Genomic DNA, 17836 nt, shown 5'->3' with positions numbered 1-17836 from the left:
GGCCGGGAGCCCGTGCGGCCGACCGGCCACCCGTGCGCGGTGGAGGGACGGGCGGTGCCCGTCCGCCGGCGGACGGGCACGACCCGCGGGCCTGGTGGGGCGGGCGGGTCCGCGCCGGCCGCCCCACCCGGTAGGAAGTCCGGCGGTGTTCCCCCGCCGGCCGGGACCGCGCCCCGCCGTGCGCCGCCGCCGTCCGCGGCCCGCCGTAGGCCGCTCGCGGCCGACGGCCGGAATCATCCGATTGTCCGGTTCGGGCGCTCTGATCACCTGATGATCACTCGCCCGCCGAAACTCCGACGCCCCCCGTACGGGGCGGGCCGGTCCAATCCCCTCCGTACACAGCCGGTGCCCCGCCGGTCCCGCCCAGCGTACGGAAGGCAGCCCAGATCCATGGCCCGCACAGACGACTTGGCCCCGCAGGACCGGCAGTTCCGGGAGGCCGCGACCCGGCTCGGGATCGGCCGCCGCCGCTTCCTGACCGTCACCTCGGCCGCCGCCGCACTGGCGTTCACCACCAACCTGCCGGGCGCCCACGCGGCCGACGCCGAGATCGCGCCCCGCACGCTGACCGAGAACCCGTTCACCCTCGGCGTCGCCTCCGGTGACGCGCTCAGCGACGCCGTGGTGCTCTGGACCCGCCTCGCCCCGCGTCCGCTGGAGCCCGGCAACGGCCTCCCGCCGGCCGGCGTGGTGAGGGTCGACTGGGAGATCGCCCGGGACGACCGGTTCCGCAAGGTGGCCCGGCGCGGCACCGCCAAGGCGTACGCCGAGTTCAACTACACGGTGCACGTCGACGCCGACGGCCTCGACGCGGACCGCGTGTACTGGTACCGCTTCAAGGTCGGCGACTGGGTCAGCCCGGCCGGCCGCACCCGCACCTCGCCGGCGCGCGGGCGCCGCGTCGACGACGTCCGCTTCGGCCTGGTCTCCTGCCAGGCCTACGAGGACGGCTACTTCACCGCCTACAAGCACCTCGCGGACGAGGAGCTCGACGCCGTCTTCCACGTCGGCGACTACATCTACGAGTACGGCGTCGACGCCGTCGGCGGCGACCGCCGGTACACCGACCGCACCCTGCCGTCGCTGTTCAACCACGAGACCACCACCCTGGAGGACTACCGCCTGCGGTACGCCCTCTACAAGGCCGACCCCGACCTCCAGGCCGCCCACGCCGCGCACGCCTGGTACGTCACCTGGGACGACCACGAGGTGGAGAACAACTACGCCGCCGGCATCCCCGAGAAGGGCCAGTCCCCGGAGGCGTTCGTCGCCCGGCGGGCCGCCGCCACCCGCGCGTACTGGGAGAACATGCCGCTGCGGATGCCCCGGCCGGAGGCCACCGACCTCAAGCTGTACCGCCGCCACCACTACGGCCGGCTGGCGCAGTTCGACATCCTCGACACCCGCCAGTACCGCTCCGACCAGGCCAACGGCGACGGCTGGCAGTTCCCCACCCCGGAGTCCCAGGACCCGGCGCGCACCCTGATGGGCGCCACCCAGGAGCGCTGGCTGATGGACGGCTTCCGCAAGTCGAAGGCGGTGTGGAACGTCGTCCCGCAGCAGGTGGTCTTCTCGCGCCGCAAGAACACCACCGCGGCGGCCTCCCGGCTGTCCATGGACGCCTGGGACGGCTACCCGGCCGCCCGCGAGCGCCTCCTGGCCGGCGCCGAGGACATCGGGGTCGAGAACCTCGTCATCCTCACCGGTGACGTGCACGTCGCCTACGCGATGGACGTCAAGCGGGACTTCGACGACCCGGACTCGCGCACCGTCGGTGTCGAGATCGTCGGCACCTCGATCGCGAGCGACGGCGACGGCGAGGAGCACCCGGGCAACTGGGCGACCCTGACCGCGGCCAACCCGCACATGAGGTTCTACGACGGGCGGCGCGGCTACACCGCGATCACGCTGAACGAGGAGCACGCGCGGGCCGACTACCGGGTGGTCTCGCACATCACCCGCCCGGGCGGCACGGTGAGCACCGCCGCCTCCTTCGTGAGCGAGGCCTACAACCCGGGCATGCAGCGCGTCTGACGCCCGGCTCCGTCCCGCCGTTCCGTCCGGCCGCTCCGTCCGGCCGTTCCCTCCCGCCGCTCCGTTTCGCCCCGCCCCCAGGCCCCCGGCCCGGTCGTACCGTTCCCCGATGCGGTGCGCCCGGGCCGGGTCGTTGCCGTTCCCGTGCCCGGCCCCCGGCCGTGCTGCCGCGCGCCCCGCTCCCCGGAGGGTGCACGGGCGGTGCGGAGCTGTCGTGAACCTGTGGTGATCGGCCGTTGATCGGCCGTAGAGCCGGGCCCTGGACCATCGGCGGCGAGGGGAACACGGTTCGAACGGTCACCACCGTCCGGCGCCGCCCGCGGCGCGCCGGACGGCCGCCCGAACCCCTGGTCCCCGGTAGTTGGCCAACCCACGGAAGGCGGACGGAGCATGGACGGCGGTCACACGCTGCAGTCGACGGCGGGCTTCGGAGAGCTGCTCAGGATCCGGCGCGAGCGCATCGGCCTGACCCAGCAGGTCCTCGCCGATCACGCGACCCTGAGCGTCCGGGCGATCCGTGACATGGAGAGCGGGCGCGTCCAGCGCCCCCGGCAGGAGACGGTCCGGCTGCTGGCCGACGCGCTGCGGCTGGACGGCCGCAGCCGCACGGTGTTCGAGGCGGCCGCGCGCCGCCAGGTGCTCGAAGGCGAGCCCCGCGACGAGCCGGCCGCCCCGCCGGTCGCCCGCGGGGCGATCGTCGGCCGGGAGGCGGAGACCGACGCGCTGACCGAGGCGCTCGCCGTGGACGGCGACCGGCTGGTCACCGTGGCCGGCCTGGGCGGGGTCGGCAAGACCCGGCTGGTGCTGGAGGTGGCCCGCCGGCTGCACCTGACCGCCCGCTGGTCGGTCCGCTGGACCGACTGGGCGTGCCGGCCCGGGATGGGCCCCGAACGCCGCACCGACCTGGTCCGGACGAGCGGCACCCACCCCACCCTGCTGGTCCTGGACGGTGCCGACGCGGGGATCGATCCGGCCCTGCTGGACGAGCTGTTCCAGCGCTGCCCCGGTCTGCGGGTGCTGATCACCGCCCGGGTGGCGCAACCGCTGCCCGGCGGCCAGGTGATCCCGCTCGCCCCGCTGCCCACCCCGGGGCCCGAACTCGACCACGACCCGGCGGCGCTCGCCGAGGTGGGGGCCGTCCGGCTGCTGCTGTCGCACCTGCGCCGGCTGCGCCCCGGCTACCGGCTGGAGCCCGAGGAGGCGCCCGCGGTGGCCGCGCTCTGCCGGCAGCTCGACGGCCTGCCGGGCGCCCTGGAGCTGGCGGCCGGCTGGTCGACGGTGCTCGCCCCGTGCCAGCTGGTGGCCCGGCTGGCGGACGGGCCGTTCCACCTGGGGCCGCCGCCGGCCGGCTCCGGCGGGCGCGGCGGCCTCGGCGAGGCGCTGGACGCCGCGCTCGACCGGCTGACGCTCGGCCAGCGGGACCTGCTGGAGCGGCTGGCGGCCGAGCCGGGGGACTGGTCGGGCGAGGACGCCGTCGAGCTGAGCGGGCGCCCGCTCCAGGAGTCGCTGGCCGCCGTGCACGAGCTGCTGGCGAGCGGGCTGATCCGCAGCGTCCCGGCCCGCGACGGCGTCCGGTTCACCGTGCTGAACCTCTGCCGGCGGCTGTTCGGCGCGGCCGGCGCCTACCCGGTGCTGGCGACGGCGAGCTGAGCGCCCCGCCCGGACGGGGGCGGGCCCGCCGATACTGCCCGTCACTTGCCGGGCGAGCTGCCGGTCCGTCCGCTGGAACCTCCCTAGCGTTCTGTCCGTCACCCACCGACCACACCGACAGCAGAGGGTTTGCGCCGTGGACCAGTTGGAGCAGCACCGCGCAGAGGCCGACCCGGCCGGGCTGGACGTCGTCGTGTCGACCATGGCCTCGGACTCGCACACCTGGAACCTGGTCTTCCTGCAACTGCTGCTGGAGGAGCTCGGCCACCGGGTCACCAACCTGGGCGCCTGCGTGCCGGACGGGCTGCTCATCTCCGAGTGCCGCCGGATCCGCCCGGACCTCATCGTGCTGAGCAGCGTCAACGGGCACGGCCACCTCGACGGTCTGCGGGTGATCGGCGCGCTGCGGGGCTGTCCCGAGCTGGCGGGCACGCCCACGGTGATCGGCGGCAAGCTCGGCATCGCGGGTGCCGGGGACCCGGGCCGGCAGCGGTCGCTGCTCGCCGCCGGGTTCGACGCGGTCTTCGAGGAGGGCCGGCCGGTCGCCGAGTTCCGCTCCTTCCTCCGGTCGCTGCCCGGGGCCGCCGCCACCGCCCTGCCGCCCGCGCCGCCGCCCGCCCGGACCGTGGCCCTCCCGCGGCCGGCTCCGCTGCCCGCCGTCCTGCCCGCGCCGGCCGCCGCGCTGCCCGTCCTGCCCGCGCCGGCCGCCGCCGGGGTGCCGCGGTGACCGGCCCCGCCGCCGTCCCGGGCGCGGACGTCCCGGCCAGAACCGGCTTCGGGTCCTTCGTGGCCCGGGCCCGGTCCGCCGGCGCCCTGGTGGTCCAGCCCCGGATGGGCATGGCCGACCCGCTGCGGATGCGCGACGGCCTGATCGCCACCCGGGACGCCGACGCCGTCACGGTCGGCACCATCACCCTGGACAGCTACACCCGCACCGGTGACCTCGCCGCCGCCCGCCGCGCCCTGACCCGGGGCGCCGGGCTGAACGGCTACCCGATCGCGGGCCACCCGGTCGACGTCACCCGGGCCGTGCTGCGCGGCGTCGCCCACCCGGGCTTCCCGGTGCAGGTCCGGCACGGCTCGGCCCAGCCGGAGCACATCGTCCGCGCGCTGCTCGCGGCCGGCCTGGACGCCACCGAGGGCGGCCCGGTCTCCTACTGCCTGCCGTACAGCCGCACCCCGCTGCGCGAGGCGGTCGAGAGCTGGCGGCGCAGCTGCGAACTGCTCGCCTCGATCCGGGAGTTCGGCGCCGAGCCGCACCTGGAGACGTTCGGCGGCTGTCTGATGGGCCAGCTCTGCCCGCCGAGCCTGCTGATCGCGGTGAGCGTGCTGGAGGCGCTGTTCTTCCGCCAGCACGGGCTGCGCAGCATCTCGCTCAGCTACGCCCAGCAGCCCGACCCCCGGCAGGACGAGGAGGCGCTGACGGTGCTCGGACGGCTCGCCGGGGAGCTGCTGCCCGACGTCGACCGGCACCTCGTGCTGTACGCCTACATGGGGGTGTTCCCGCGCACGCCCGGCGGCGCCCGGCTGCTGCTGGAGGACGCCGCCCGGCTGGCGGTGCGCACCGGGGCGGCCCGGCTGATCGTGAAGACCACCGCCGAGGCGCACCGGATCCCGACCGTCGCCGAGAACGTCCGCGCGCTGGAGACCGCCGCGGCCGCCGCCGCCGCCGAACGCACCGGCCCGCCGCCGCCCGCCGTCGCCGTCTCCGCCGCCGACACCGGCATCGAGGCGGAGGCCCGGGCGCTGATCGGCGCCGTCCTGGAGCTGGACGACGACCTCGGCCGGGCCCTCGTCCGGGCCTTCGCGGCCGGCTACCTGGACGTGCCGTACTGCCTGCACCCCGACAACGCCGGACGGGCCCGCAGCTCGCTCGGGCCGGACGGGCGGCTGCACTGGTCGGACGTCGGCTCGATGCCGATCGCCGGCCTCTCCGGCGGCCCGCGCCCGCCGATCCTCGGCTCGGCCGACCTCATCGGCGCGCTCTCGCACGTCCAGTGGACCTACGACGGCCGCGCCGCGCACGCCCCGGACCCCGACCGAACACCCGCCGCACCACGAGAGTTGGGACTCACCACGCCATGACCACCGACGGGACCACCCCCGCGACCGCCGTAGCGAAGCTCCCGGACCCCGGCCGCCACCTGACCTCCCCGAGCACCCGCGCCGCGCTGCGGATCCAGCACCACCTGCTCTCCGCCGCCCGCGAGCACCTGCGCGGCCGGGGTTTCACCGAGCTGCTCCCGCCGATCATCGGCCCGGTCACCGACCCGGGGTCGCGCGGTTCCAAGCAGGTCGACATCGACTTCTACGGTCACCGCTACAAGCTGATGACCAGCGCGATCCTCTACAAGCAGGCCTCGCTGCTGGCCTTCGACAAGATCTTCTGCATCGCCCCGAACGTGCGGCTGGAGCCGCTGGAGACCGCCGGGACCAGCCGCCACCTGGCCGAGTTCCACCAGCTGGACGTCGAGGTGGCCGGCGCCACCCGGGACGACGCCGTGCAGCTGGTCGAGGAGCTGGTGGTGCACATGGTCGGCAGCGCGGCCCGCGAACTGCCCAAGGAGTTCGCCGAACTCGGCCGGGACGTCGAGGCGTTCACCGAACTGCTGAAGGGTTCCTTCGGCCGGATGCGGCACGCCGGGGCGGTCGCCGAGCTCCAGGGGCTCGGGCACCCGCAGAGCCCCGACGCCGAACTCGACTGGGCCGGCGAGGCGCTGCTCTCGGCGCGGCGCGACCGGCCGTTCTTCGTCACCGACTACCCCAAGGGCTCGCGCGGCTTCTACGACCGCGAGGACCCCGAGCACCCGGGTCTGCTGCGCAACTTCGACCTGATCGCCGCCGAGGGCTACGGCGAGCTGTGCAGCGGCAGCCAGCGCACCAACGACTACGCCGAGATCGTCACCCGGATGCGGGAGACCGGCGAGAACCCGCAGAAGTACCGCTGGTACCTGGACCTGGTCCGGGAGGGCGTGCCCGGCAGTGCCGGGTTCGGCATCGGCGTCGAGCGGCTGACCCGCTACGTGGCCGGGCTGGACGCCGTCTGGCAGGCCAGCGCCTTCCCGAAGCTGGCGGGGGTGGTGTCGCCGTGAGCGCCCGCGGGGAGCGGGGCTCCGGCGGCGCCCGGCGGAGCGGGGCGGGAGCATGAGCGACCTCACCGCGCCCGGGTTCCCGGAGGAGGAGGTCCGGCAGCGGGCCAGGACCGGGACGGCCGCGGCCTTCCCGCCGCCCGGCTCGTACGGGCAGGTGCTGTTCGGTGCGGAGCCGCAGGCCCGGTACGGTGCGCCGGACGCGCTGGACGCGCTGCGGATCGTGCCGCCGGTGTTCGTCCCGCAGCGGCTGGCCAAGCTGATCGACCTGGGCCGCGAGCCCGACTACCGCGACGTCGAACTCACCACCGCCATCGGCGGTTTCACCTCCGCGCTGCCGGTCTACGTGTCCGCGACCGGCTCCACCCGGGCGGCCGGCGGGGACCTCGGCCTCGCGCTGAGCCGGCAGGCGGGCGCGCTCGGCCTGCCGATGGTGATCGGCGAGAACGTCGTCCCGGTGAACGGTTACGGCCGGCTCGGCGAGGCCGCCGACCGGGCCCTACTCGGCCGGCTACGCGCCTACGCGGAACGGCTCCCCGACGGGCTGGGGGGCGTGGCCGTCCAGCAGTCCACCGAGGACGCCGACGCCGAGGTGTGGAACCTCCTCTACAGTGACCCGGCGGCCCTTCCGCTGCTCGAATCCGGGCGGCTGGCCTTCGAGTTGAAGGTCGGACAGGGCGCGAAGCCGGGGCTCGGCGGGATGACCGTGCTGGACGCCGCCGCCGCGGCCCGGCTCGGCGACCGCTACGGCCTCGACCCGGTCCTCGGCGAGGACGGCCGGGTGCTGCGCGCCAGTACGCCCGGCACCTTCACGGCGGAGATCCTGCGCCAGCAGGTCCGGCTGATGCGCAACAACTTCCCGCGGGCCCGGGTGTGGGTGAAGCTGCACCCCGGCCGGGACGTCGCCGAGGCCGCCCGGGTGGCCGCCGAGGCCGGGGCGGACGCCGTCACCGTGGACGGTGCCGAGGGCGGCACCGGATGGGCGCCGGGCGTCTTCCCGGCGCAGGTCGGCCTGCCGCTGGCGGAGTGCCTGCGCCGGCTCGCGGCGGCGGGGCCGCCGCCCTGCCTGCTGGTCTCCGGGCGGATGTGGGAGGGCGGCCGGGCGGTGAAGAGCCTGGCCCTGGGCGCCCGCGCGGTGGGTCTGGGCCGCGCGGCGCTGCTGGCCGCCGCCGAGGACCCGGAGGCCGGGCTGGTCCGGTTCGCCGACTGCCTGGCGCTGGAACTGCGGCTGCTGATCAGCGCCCTGGGGAAGTACGCGCCGGGTGCGCTGGACCGGGCCGATGTGTGGTCCCCCGATTTCCCGCCGGAATCCTGAGCGGATTCCGCGTCCCGTTCCGCGGTTCTTCCGTTCCCCCGTTCCACCGATTCCCCGTTCCGCCGCGCCCCCCGCCCTGCCGTCGCACCCCCCCGCCCTGCCGTCGCACCCACCGAGCCCGTCGAGGCGCCTCAGCGCGCCCCGGCGGGCCGGTTGCGTTCGGCCAACACCTGTGTTGCAAGCGGCAGTTGAAACTGCCGATGGTCTTCCGGGAATTCTGCCGATCGGCCCCGGAAAGCCGCCCTAGTGTCGAAACCACTGCCCGCAGCGTCGTCGATTCATCGGGGTTGGATGATGGAGTTTCGAGGTTTTCCCTTCCTGTCCGTCGCGCGCCGGTTCCCGGACCGGCCGGCCGTACGGCTCGGCGTCCGGACCGTCAGCTACCGGGAGCTGGACGAGCTGAGCGGCGCGCTCGCCGCCCGGATCACCCCCGGGCGGACGGTGGCCGTCACCGGCCGCGACCGGCTGGAGCACCTGGTCGGTCTGCTCGCCGCCCTCCGGGCCGGGGCCGTCTGCCTGCCGCTGGACCGGGAGGCCCCCGAGGAGCGCAACCGCTGGATCCGCGAGGACGCCGGCGCCGTGCTGGAGCTCACCGACGGCACGCTCACCACCGCCCCCGGCGGCGCGCCCGCCGACGGCCCGCCCACCGGCCACCGGGCCGCGGGGGAGGGCGCGGCGGCCCCCGGGTACCTCGTCTACACCTCCGGCACCACCGGCCGCCCCAAGGGCGTGCACGTCCCGCTGGCCGCGCTGACCGGCCACCTCGCCGCCGCCGTCGACCGCTTCGGCCTCACCGCCGACGACGTCGTCCTGCACCTCGCCCGCCCGACCGTCGACGTCTCCCTGGAGCAGACCCTCACCGCCCTGTCCGTCGGCGCCTGCCTGGTCGTCCCGGAGCGCCGGCTGCTGGCCCCGGAGGCCCTGCTGGAGCTGCTGGACACCGAGGGCGTCACCGTCGCCAACCTGCCGGCCGGCTACTTCCAGGAGCTGGTCCCGGCCCTGCGCGACCGCGGTCCGGGGCGGGCCCCGCGCACCCTGCGGCTGATGATCTCCGGCAGCGACCGGCTCCACCCCGGGGCCGCCGCCTCCTGGTGGGCCGCCACCGGTGTGCCGCTGCTCAACGCCTACGGGCCGACCGAGACCGTGATCACCGCCACCACGCACGAACTGGCCGGCCCGTCCGCCGGGGCGGCCGTCGTCCCGATCGGCACCCCGCTCGGCGACCGCCGCGCGTACGTGCTCGACGACCGCCTCCGCCCGGTCGCCCCCGGCGCGGCCGGCGAGCTCTACCTGGGCGGTTCGCTGCTCGCCTCCGGCTACCACGGCCGCCCCGGCGAGACCGCCGCCCGGTTCCTCGCCGACCCGTTCGCCCCCGGGCCCGGAGCCCGGATGTACCGCACCGGCGACGTGGTCCGCCAGGAGTCCGCCGGAGCCGCCCTGGAGTTCGTCGGCCGCGCCGACCACCAGGTGAAGATCCGCGGCTTCCGCGTCGAGCCCGGCGAGATCGAGCAGCTCCTCGCCGCCCGCCCCGGCGTCGCCGGCGCCGTGGTCGTCGCCCACGAGGGCCGGCTCGCCGCGTACGTCACGGGCGAGGCCCCCGATCCCGACGCGCTGCGCGCCCACCTCGCCGGGCAGCTGCCCGAGCACATGGTCCCGGCCACCGTCACCCCGCTGGCCGCCTTCCCGCTGACGGCCGGCGGCAAGGTCGACCGCGCCGCCCTGCCCGCACCGCAGGCCGCGCCCGCCGCCGCCCCGGCCGGCCGCCGCCCGCCGCGCACGCCCGCCGAGCAGCTGATCGCCGCCGTCTGGGCGGACGTGCTCGGTGTGCCCGAGGTCGGCGCCGACGACAACTTCTTCCACCTGGGCGGGGACTCGCTGACCGCCGTGCGGGTGGTCGGCCGGGTCTTCGACGTCTTCGGGATGATCTCCCCGTACCTGATCTTCGACGCCCCGACCCTCGCCGGGTTCGCCGCCGCCGTCACCGCCTCCGCCGAGGGCGAGCGCCCGCCGCTGACCCGGTCCGGGGCCGGCTCCGCGCCGCTGTCCAAGTACCAGCGCGGCCTCTGGTTCCTCGACCAGTGGAACCCGGGCGCGCCGACCTACGTGGTCCCCTGGGTGTTCCGCTTCGCCGGCCCGGTCGACCCGGAGCTGCTGCACCGCGCGCTGACCGGCGTGGCGGAGCGGCACGAGGCGCTGCGCACCACCTTCGAACTCACCGAGGACGGCCCCCGGCAGCTGATCCACCCCGCCGCCGACGTGCCGTTCACCGTCACGGACACCGACCCCGACCGGGTCGGCGCCCTGGTGGCCGAGGCCGCGCTGGTGCCCTTCGACCTGGAGACCGGGCCGTTGGTCCGCGCCCACCTCTACCGCACGGGCGGCACCGCCACCCTGCTGCTGCTCTGCCACCACATCGTCTGGGACGAGGGCTCGCTGCCCGTGCTGGAGGGCGAACTCGCCGCCCTGTACGAGGCGCTGGCCGAGGGCCGGGAGGCCGGCCTGCCCGAGCCGCCGGTCCAGTACGCCGACCACAGCGCCTGGCAGTACCGGGACGAGGCCGCCGCCGAACGCCGGCTGGCCCACTGGCGCGAGCACCTGGCCGGCGCCCCGACCGAGCCCGTGCTGCCCACCGACCGGCCCCGGCCCGAGGTCCAGCGCTTCCGCGGCGACTTCCACCGCTTCGCGATGCCGCGCCCGGTCGCCGAGGCCGTCCGCGCGCTGGCCCGCAGCGAGGACGCCACCCCGTTCATGGTGCTGCTGGCCGGGCTCGCACTCACCCTGCACCGCCGCACCGGCCGGCGCGACCTGGTGCTCGGCTCCCCGGTGAGCGTCCGAGGCCGGGCCGAACTCGACGCGCTGATCGGCTACTTCGTCAACCTGCTGCCGCTGCGGGTGCGGCTCGACGAGAGCATGGACTTCCGCGAGCTGGTCCGGCACGTCCGCGAGGTGGCGATCGCCGGCTACCGCCACCAGGAGGCGCCGTTCGACGACATCGCGGCCGCCGCCTTCGAGGACCACCCGGACGACCGGGCCGAGAACCGCAACCCGCTCTGCCAGGTGCTGCTGGAGCTGCACCCGCTGGACACCCGGCCGCTGCGCATCGGCGGCACCGAGGTGACCCGGGAGCTGCACTCCAACCCGGTCTCCCGCTTCGACCTGTCGATCTCGGTCGACGACCGGGGCACCGACTTCACCGGCCGCTTCGAGTACGACTGCGACCTGTTCGACGCCGCCACCATGGCCGAGCTCTGCGAGGCCTGGCTGGGCACCCTCGCCACCGCCGTCGGGGCGCCGGTGCACGCCCTGTTCGAGGCCCGGGCGGCCGGCTCGCCGGAGGCGCTCGCGGTGGTCTCCGGCGACCGGCGCCTCTCCTACGGCGAGCTGAACACCCGGGCCAACCGCCTCGCCCACCACCTGGCCGAGGCCGGCACCGGGCGCGGCGACACCGTCGCCGTGCTGGTCGAACGCGGCCCGGACCTGGTGGTCGCGCTGCTCGCCGCGCTCAAGACCGGCGCCGCCTACACCCTGCTCGACCCGGACTTCCCGGCCGACCGGCTGGCCGGCGCGGTCGCCGACAGCTCCGCCGCCCTGCTGGTCACCCACCGCCGGACGAGTCCGCCGTTCCCGGTCGCCCGCCACCTCGACCTGGACGCCGAGGCCGCCGCGATCGGCGCCCGCCCCGGCCACGACCCGGGCCTGCCGGTCACCGGCGAGGACCTCGCCTGCGTGATGTTCACCTCCGGCTCCACCGGCCGCCCCAAGGGCGTCGCGGTGCCGCACCGCGCGCTCACCGCCACCTACCTCGGCCAGGACTACGCCCGCTTCGGGCCCGGGGAGGTCTGGCTGCAGTGCTCCCCGGTCTCCTGGGACGCCTTCGCCCTGGAGCTGTACGGCGCGCTCGCCTTCGGCGGCGTCTGCGTGCTGCAGCCCGGCCAGCGGCCCGACCCGCAGGCCATCGCCGAACTCACCCGGCGCCACGGCGTCACCCAGCTCCAGCTCTCCGCCAGCCTGTTCAACTTCCTGCTGGAGGAGTTCCCGGAGACCTACGACGGGCTCCGGGTGGCCTTCACGGCGGGTGAGCGCGCCTCCGTCACCCACGTCGGCAAGGCGCTCGACCAGTACCCGCGGATGGTCGTCGCCAACGGCTACGGCCCGGTCGAGAGCCTCGGCCTCACCACCTGCCACCGGGCGACCCGGGAGGACGCCGCGGGCAGCACCATCCCGATCGGCCGGCCGCTGCACGGCAAGGCGGTGCACGTCCTCGACGAGCTGCTGCGCCCCGTGCCGGACGGCACCACCGGCGAGCTGTACGCGGCCGGCGGCGGCCTCGCCCACGGCTACCTCGGCAGGCCCGGGCTGACCGCCGAACGCTTCGTGGCCGCCCCCTTCGGCGCCCCCGGCGAACGGTTCTACCGCACCGGCGACCTCGGCCACCGGCGGCCCGACGGGCTGCTGGAGATCACCGGCCGGATCGACGACCAGGTGAAGATCCGCGGCTTCCGGGTCGAGCCCGGCGAGATCGAGGACGCGCTGACCCGCCACCCCGCCGTGCGGGAGGCCGCCGTCACCGTCCACGAGCCCGCGCCCGGGGACCACCGGTTGGCCGCCTACGTCACCCTGGACGCCGGGGCGGACGGCACCCGCCCGGAGGCGCTGCTGGACCACCTGGCGGCACTGCTGCCCGAGCACATGGTGCCGGCGACCGTCGACGTGCTCGCCGCGCTGCCGCTCAACCCCAACGGCAAGGTCGACCGCCGGGCCCTGCCGGCCCCCGCCGGGCCCCGCTCCGAGGCCCCGGCCGACCCGCTGACCCCGCACCAGCGGCTGGTCGCCGACGCGGTGCGGGCCGTCCTGGACCTGCCGGACGACCTCGGGCCGGACACCAACTTCTTCCGCATCGGCGGGAACTCGCTGGCCGCCGTCCGGGTCGCCATGAAGCTCTCGCAGCAGACCGGCACCCGGGTCCCGCCGCACGTGGTGTTCCGCGGCCGCACCGTGGAGGCCATCGCCGAACGGCTGGCCTCCTGATGGCGGCCCGCCCGGCCGCCGGTACCGCCGCCCGCCCCGCCGCCCGCCCCGCCACCGGACCCGCCACCGGCTCCGGCCCCCGTCCGCACCCCCGACCGTACGAAGGGAGCGAGGCCGTGCGCCCCGCCGACGCCCCCGCGGCCACCGAACCGGCGCGCAGCGCGCCCGTCTCCGGCCTCCAGCGCGGACTCTGGTTCCTCGACCGCCTCGACCCGCGGGCCACCACCTACACCACCCCCTGGACGTACGAGGTCACCGGCCCGCTCGACCCCGATCTGCTGGCCCGGGCGCTGGACGCCGTCACCGCCCGGCACGAGGCGCTGCGCACCACCTTCGCGCTGCACCCCGACGGCCCCCGCCAGCACGTCCACCCCGCCCTGCGGGTGCCGCTCGCCGTCACCGACCTGCGCGCCCTCCCGGAGTCCGAACGGGCCCGGCGCGCCGAGGAGCTGATCGCCGACCGGGCCGCCGAGCCGTTCGACCTCGCGGCCGGACCGCTGCTGCGCGCCGAGGCGTTCCGGCTCGACGAGGAGCGCACCACCCTGCTGTTCGTCGTCCACCACATCATCTGGGACGGCTGGTCGGCCGACCTCTTCGAACGCGAACTCGCCTATCACTACCGGGTGTTCGCCGAGGGGAGGGCGCCGGAACTGCCGGCCCTCGCCACCCAGTACGCCGACTGGGCCGAGGAGGAGCGGCACACCTCCTACGAGGAGCACCTCGCCTACTGGAAGGACCGTCTCGACGGCGCCCCCACCCTGCTCGAACTGCCCGGCGACCGGCCCCGGCCCGCCGAACGCGGCCGGCACGGCGCCACCGAGCACTTCGGTCTCGCCCCCGGCACCGCCGCCCGGGTCCGGGCCCTCGCCGAACAGGAGGGCGTCACCCCGTTCACCGTCCAGCTCGCGGCCTTCGCGCTGCTGCTCAACCGCTGGACCGGTGCCGACGACCTGCTCGTCGGCACCCCGGTCACCACCCGGAACCGTCCCGAACTCGCCGACCTGCTCGGCTACTTCGTCAACCTGCTGCCGCTGCGCATCCGGCTCGCCCCCGGCGTGCCGTTCCGCGGGCTGGTCGCCGACATCCAGGACGGCGCCTTCGACGCCTTCGGCTACCTCGACGTCCCGTTCGACCAGCTGGTCGACCACCTCGGCACCGCCCGCACCGCGCAGCACCCGCCGCTGGTCCAGGTGGTGTTCGGCGCCCACGGCGAGGACCGCGCCCCGCTCGCCCTCGGCCCGGCCACCGCCCGGCGCACCGTCCGCTCCAACGGAACCAGCAAGTTCGACCTCACCTGGTCCGTCTTCGAGCCCACCGGCGACGACGGCGACGGGAACGGCGACGGCGGCGAGCTGCGCGGCGAGGCCGAGTACAGCGCCGACCTCTTCGACGCCGCCACCGTCCGCCGCCTCGCCGCCGACTACGCGGCCCTGCTGGACGCCGCCCTCGCCGACCCGGACGCCACCGTCCGCCGGCTCACCGCCGCCCCCGCCGGCGGCACCCGCCCCGCCCGCCCGACCGCCGGGCACTGCCTGCACCACCTCTTCGAACGGGCCGCGGACGCCCACGGCGACCGGCCCGCCGTCAGCGACGGGCAGCAGACCCTCGACTACGCCGAACTCGACCGCCGCGCCAACCGCCTGGCCCACACCCTGCGGGCCCGCGGCGTCCGCCCCGGCGACCGGGTCGGCCTGCTGCTGGAACGCACCGCCGCCGTCCCCGTCGCGATCCTCGCCGTCCTCAAGACCGGCGCCGCCTACGTGCCGGTCGACCTCGCCGCCCCCGCCGACCGGGCCGCCCTGGTCTTCGGCGACACCGCCGTCACCGCCGTCCTCACCGACCGCCCCGACCGCGCCCCCGAAGGCCCCTGGCAGACCCTCGACCTGACCGCCCGCGCCGCCGAGATCGCCGCCCACCCCGACACCCGCCCGCCCGCCGCCGGCCGCCCCGGCGACCTCGCCTACCTCATCTTCACCTCCGGCTCCACCGGCCGCCCCAAGGGCGTCGCCGTCGCCCACGAACACGTCAGCCGCCTGCTGGACTCCGGCCGCGACCACTTCGGCTTCGGTCCCGGCACCACCTGGACGCTCTTCCACAGCTACGCCTTCGACTGGACGGTGTGGGAACTCTGGGGCGCGCTGCTGCACGGCGCCCGCCTGCTCGTGGTGCCCTACCTCACCAGCCGCTCGCCCGAGGAGTTCGCCGAACTCCTCGACGAGCAGCGCGTCACCCACCTCTGCCTCACCCCCTCCGCGCTGCGCCAGCTCGAACCGGCCCTGCGCCGCCGCCCCCGCGCGCTGCCCGCACTGCGCTGGATCATGCTCGGCGGCGAGGCCCTGGACCCCGGTGTCGTCCAGCGCTGGCACGAGCTGGACCCGCTGCCGCCCGCCCGGCTCTGCAACCTCTACGGCATCACCGAGACCACCGTGCACGTCACCGTCCACGACGTCGCCGGGGGCGGCGCCGGGTTCGAACGCAGCCTGATCGGCGAACCCATGGCGCACCTGAGCGCCGCCGTCCTCGACGACTGGCTGCGCCCCTGCCCGCCCGGCGTCCCCGGCGAGCTGTACATCGGCGGCGGCAGCCTCGCCCACGGCTACTGGGGCCGCCCCGGCCTCACCGCCGGCCGCTTCGTCGCCGACCCGGCCGGCCCGCCCGGCGCCCGCCTCTACCGCACCGGCGACGTCGCCCGGCGGCTCCCGGACGGCGGCCTGGAGTACGTCGGCCGGGCCGACCTCCAGGTCAAGCTGCGCGGCTTCCGGATCGAACTCGGCGAGATCGAGAACGCCCTGGCCGCCCATCCGGACGTCGACGCCTGCGTGGTCACCGTCCACGACGACCGGCTCGCCGCCTACGTCACCGGACGCGCCCCCGACGACCTGCGCGGCTTCCTCGGCCGCTCGCTGCCCGCGTACATGGTCCCGGCGAGCGTCACCGTCCTGGACGCCCTGCCGCTCACCGTCAACGGCAAGGTCGACCGGGCCGCGCTGCCCGACCCCGGGCGCGCCGCACCCGGGCGGACCGGCCGGCCCGTCGAACCGCGCACCCCGGAGGAGGAACTGTTCGCCGGCGTCTGGACGGAGGTGCTCGGGGTACCCGGGATCGGCGTCCACGACGACTTCTTCCACCTCGGCGGCGACTCCATCCGCGCCGTCCAGCTGGCCGGCGTCCTGCACGACCGCGGCTGGCAGGTCTCCCTGCGCGACGTCTTCAACGCGCCCACCGTCGCCGCCCTGCTGCCACTGGCCCGGCCCGCCGTGACCGACCCCCGGGCCGGCCGGCCGTTCGCCCTCCTCGACGAGGACGACCGGGCCGAGCTGCCGCCCGGCATCACCGACGCCTACCCGATGGTCTCCATGCAGCTCTCCATGGTCTTCCACATGGAGGTGGCCGGCGGCACCGACAGCTACCACAACGTCAACTCCTACCGGATCGCCGGCGACCTCGACACCACCGCGTTCCACCGCTCCGTCAACGAGGCGATGGCCCGGCACGCCGTGCTCCGCACCGGCCTCGACCTCTCCGGCTACGGCGAACCGCTCCAGCTGGTGCACGGCACCCTGCCCGCCCCGGTCGAGTTCGCCGACCTGCGCGGGCGCCCGGCCGGCGAACAGGACGACGCCGTCCGCGCCGTCTTCGAGCACCACCGCGACCGGCCGTTCGACCTGGCCGCGCCCCCGCTGTTCCGGATCACCGTGCAGCGCCTCGCCGACCACGCCTTCCAGCTCACGATCTCCGAGCACCACGCGATCCTCGACGGCTGGAGCTTCACCTCCCTGCTCACCGAGATCCTCGAACGGCACACCGAACTCGCCGCCGACCCGGCCTCCGCACCCGCCCCGCCGCCGCGCACCGCGTTCCGCGACTTCGTGGCCGTCGAACGGGACGCGGCCGCCGACCCGGACTCGCTCGCCTACTGGCACCGGCGCCTCGACGGCGCCACGGGCCAGCTCTGGCCCGGCAGCGAGGACGTCCACGAGCTGCCGCGCACCGTCGAACGGGTCCTGCCGGACGCCCCCGGACAGCTGCGCGCCGTCGCCGACGCGCTCGCCGTCCCGGTCAAGTCCGTCGCCCTCGCCGCCCACCTGCACGCCCTCGCCCGGATCACCGGACGGCGCCGGGTCACCACCGGGCTGGCGATGAACGGCCGGCTGGAACGGCTCGGCGGCACCGAGGTGTACGGGTTGTTCCTCAACACCGTCCCGCTGGTCGCCGAACCGGGGGAGGACCTGGCCGCGCTGGTGCGGCACGTCCACCGCGAGGAGCTCGACATGATGCCGCACCGCCGGGTGCCGTTCGCCCGGCTCGCCCGGATGATGGCCGACACCGCGCTCGACAGCCAGTTCGGCTACCTGCGCTTCCACGCCCTCGGCCGGCTCAGCTCGGCCCGCATCGAGGACGGCCGGATCGGCACCGAACCCACCTACCGGCACGAGCCCAACAGCTTCACCTTCGGGGCCTCGCTGATCCAGGACCCGGTCACCCGGCGGGTGCTGCTCGCCGTGGACCACCAGCGGGCGCTGGTGGACGACGCCACGGCGGAGGAGTTCATCGACACCTACGCGGCGGCCCTGGCCCGCCTGGCCGCCGGGGTCTGACGGGGCCGCCGGGGTCCGGCGGCGCGCGCCGGGCCCCGGCCCCCGCCGAGGCCCCCGTCCGGCATCGGGCAGCACCGTTCCACCCCGGCCCCCGCCCTCCTTCCCCCCGCTCGCTCCCGCTC

At 76.0% G+C, this 17836-nt stretch carries 7 protein-coding genes and 1 pseudogene; all 8 read left to right on the top strand.

Going from position 1 to position 17836, the window contains the following annotated elements; genetic code table 11:
- The first annotated feature begins 390 nt into the window (after positions 1–390).
- The 8 genes and pseudogenes from ACFCX4_RS07845 to ACFCX4_RS07810 all read left to right on the top strand — a co-directional run bounded on the left by ACFCX4_RS07845 (position 391) and on the right by ACFCX4_RS07810 (position 17714).
- The gene (locus tag ACFCX4_RS07845; protein ID WP_376139743.1) at positions 391–2034 is read left to right on the top strand and encodes an alkaline phosphatase D family protein; all 1644 of its coding nucleotides are present in this window, start codon (positions 391–393) and stop codon (positions 2032–2034) included.
- Between the two features lie 390 nt (positions 2035–2424).
- Positions 2425–3684 carry a helix-turn-helix domain-containing protein gene (locus ACFCX4_RS07840; protein ID WP_376139742.1) on the top strand — a complete coding sequence of 420 codons (1260 nt, stop codon included), beginning with the start codon at positions 2425–2427 and terminating at the stop codon, positions 3682–3684.
- A 145-nt stretch (positions 3685–3829) separates the two neighbouring features.
- A pseudogene (locus tag ACFCX4_RS07835) lies at positions 3830–4282 on the top strand (cobalamin B12-binding domain-containing protein); the annotation flags it as partial.
- A gap of 125 nt (positions 4283–4407) precedes the next feature.
- Positions 4408–5769, top strand: coding sequence for a methylaspartate mutase (locus ACFCX4_RS07830; protein ID WP_376139741.1), 1362 nt, complete (start codon positions 4408–4410; stop codon positions 5767–5769).
- Positions 5766–6776, top strand: coding sequence for an asparagine synthetase A (locus tag ACFCX4_RS07825; protein WP_376139740.1), 1011 nt, complete (start codon positions 5766–5768; stop codon positions 6774–6776). The genes ACFCX4_RS07830 and ACFCX4_RS07825 overlap by 4 nt, the downstream gene beginning before the upstream one ends.
- A 52-nt stretch (positions 6777–6828) precedes the next feature.
- Positions 6829–8088: a glutamate synthase-related protein gene (locus ACFCX4_RS07820; RefSeq protein ID WP_376139739.1), complete on the top strand. Its 1260-nt coding sequence runs from the start codon at positions 6829–6831 to the stop codon at positions 8086–8088.
- Positions 8089–8379: 291 nt separating this feature from the next.
- Positions 8380–13116, top strand: coding sequence for an amino acid adenylation domain-containing protein (locus ACFCX4_RS07815; RefSeq protein WP_376139738.1), 4737 nt, complete (start codon positions 8380–8382; stop codon positions 13114–13116).
- Between the two features lie 116 nt (positions 13117–13232).
- Positions 13233–17714 carry an amino acid adenylation domain-containing protein gene (locus ACFCX4_RS07810; protein ID WP_376139737.1) on the top strand — a complete coding sequence of 1494 codons (4482 nt, stop codon included), beginning with the start codon at positions 13233–13235 and terminating at the stop codon, positions 17712–17714.
- The last annotated feature ends 122 nt before the right edge of the window (positions 17715–17836 follow it).

The sequence above is a fragment of the Kitasatospora sp. NPDC056327 genome (genome assembly GCF_042261735.1).
In the GTDB taxonomy this organism is placed as follows: Bacteria; Actinomycetota; Actinomycetes; order Streptomycetales; family Streptomycetaceae; genus Kitasatospora.
Note: the sequence above shows the minus strand (reverse complement) of the source record. Positions and strands in the feature narration are given on the sequence as shown.

Bases quoted from the DNA above. Each gene is read 5' to 3' on its own strand.
- ACFCX4_RS07840 (WP_376139742.1), top strand. From the start codon at position 2,425: ATGGACGGCGGTCACACGCTGCAGTCGACGGCGGGCTTCGGAGAGCTG.
- ACFCX4_RS07815 (WP_376139738.1), top strand. From the start codon at position 8,380: ATGATGGAGTTTCGAGGTTTTCCCTTCCTGTCCGTCGCGCGCCGGTTC.
- ACFCX4_RS07845 (WP_376139743.1), top strand. From the start codon at position 391: ATGGCCCGCACAGACGACTTGGCCCCGCAGGACCGGCAGTTCCGGGAG.
- ACFCX4_RS07825 (WP_376139740.1), top strand. From the start codon at position 5,766: ATGACCACCGACGGGACCACCCCCGCGACCGCCGTAGCGAAGCTCCCG.
- ACFCX4_RS07820 (WP_376139739.1), top strand. From the start codon at position 6,829: ATGAGCGACCTCACCGCGCCCGGGTTCCCGGAGGAGGAGGTCCGGCAG.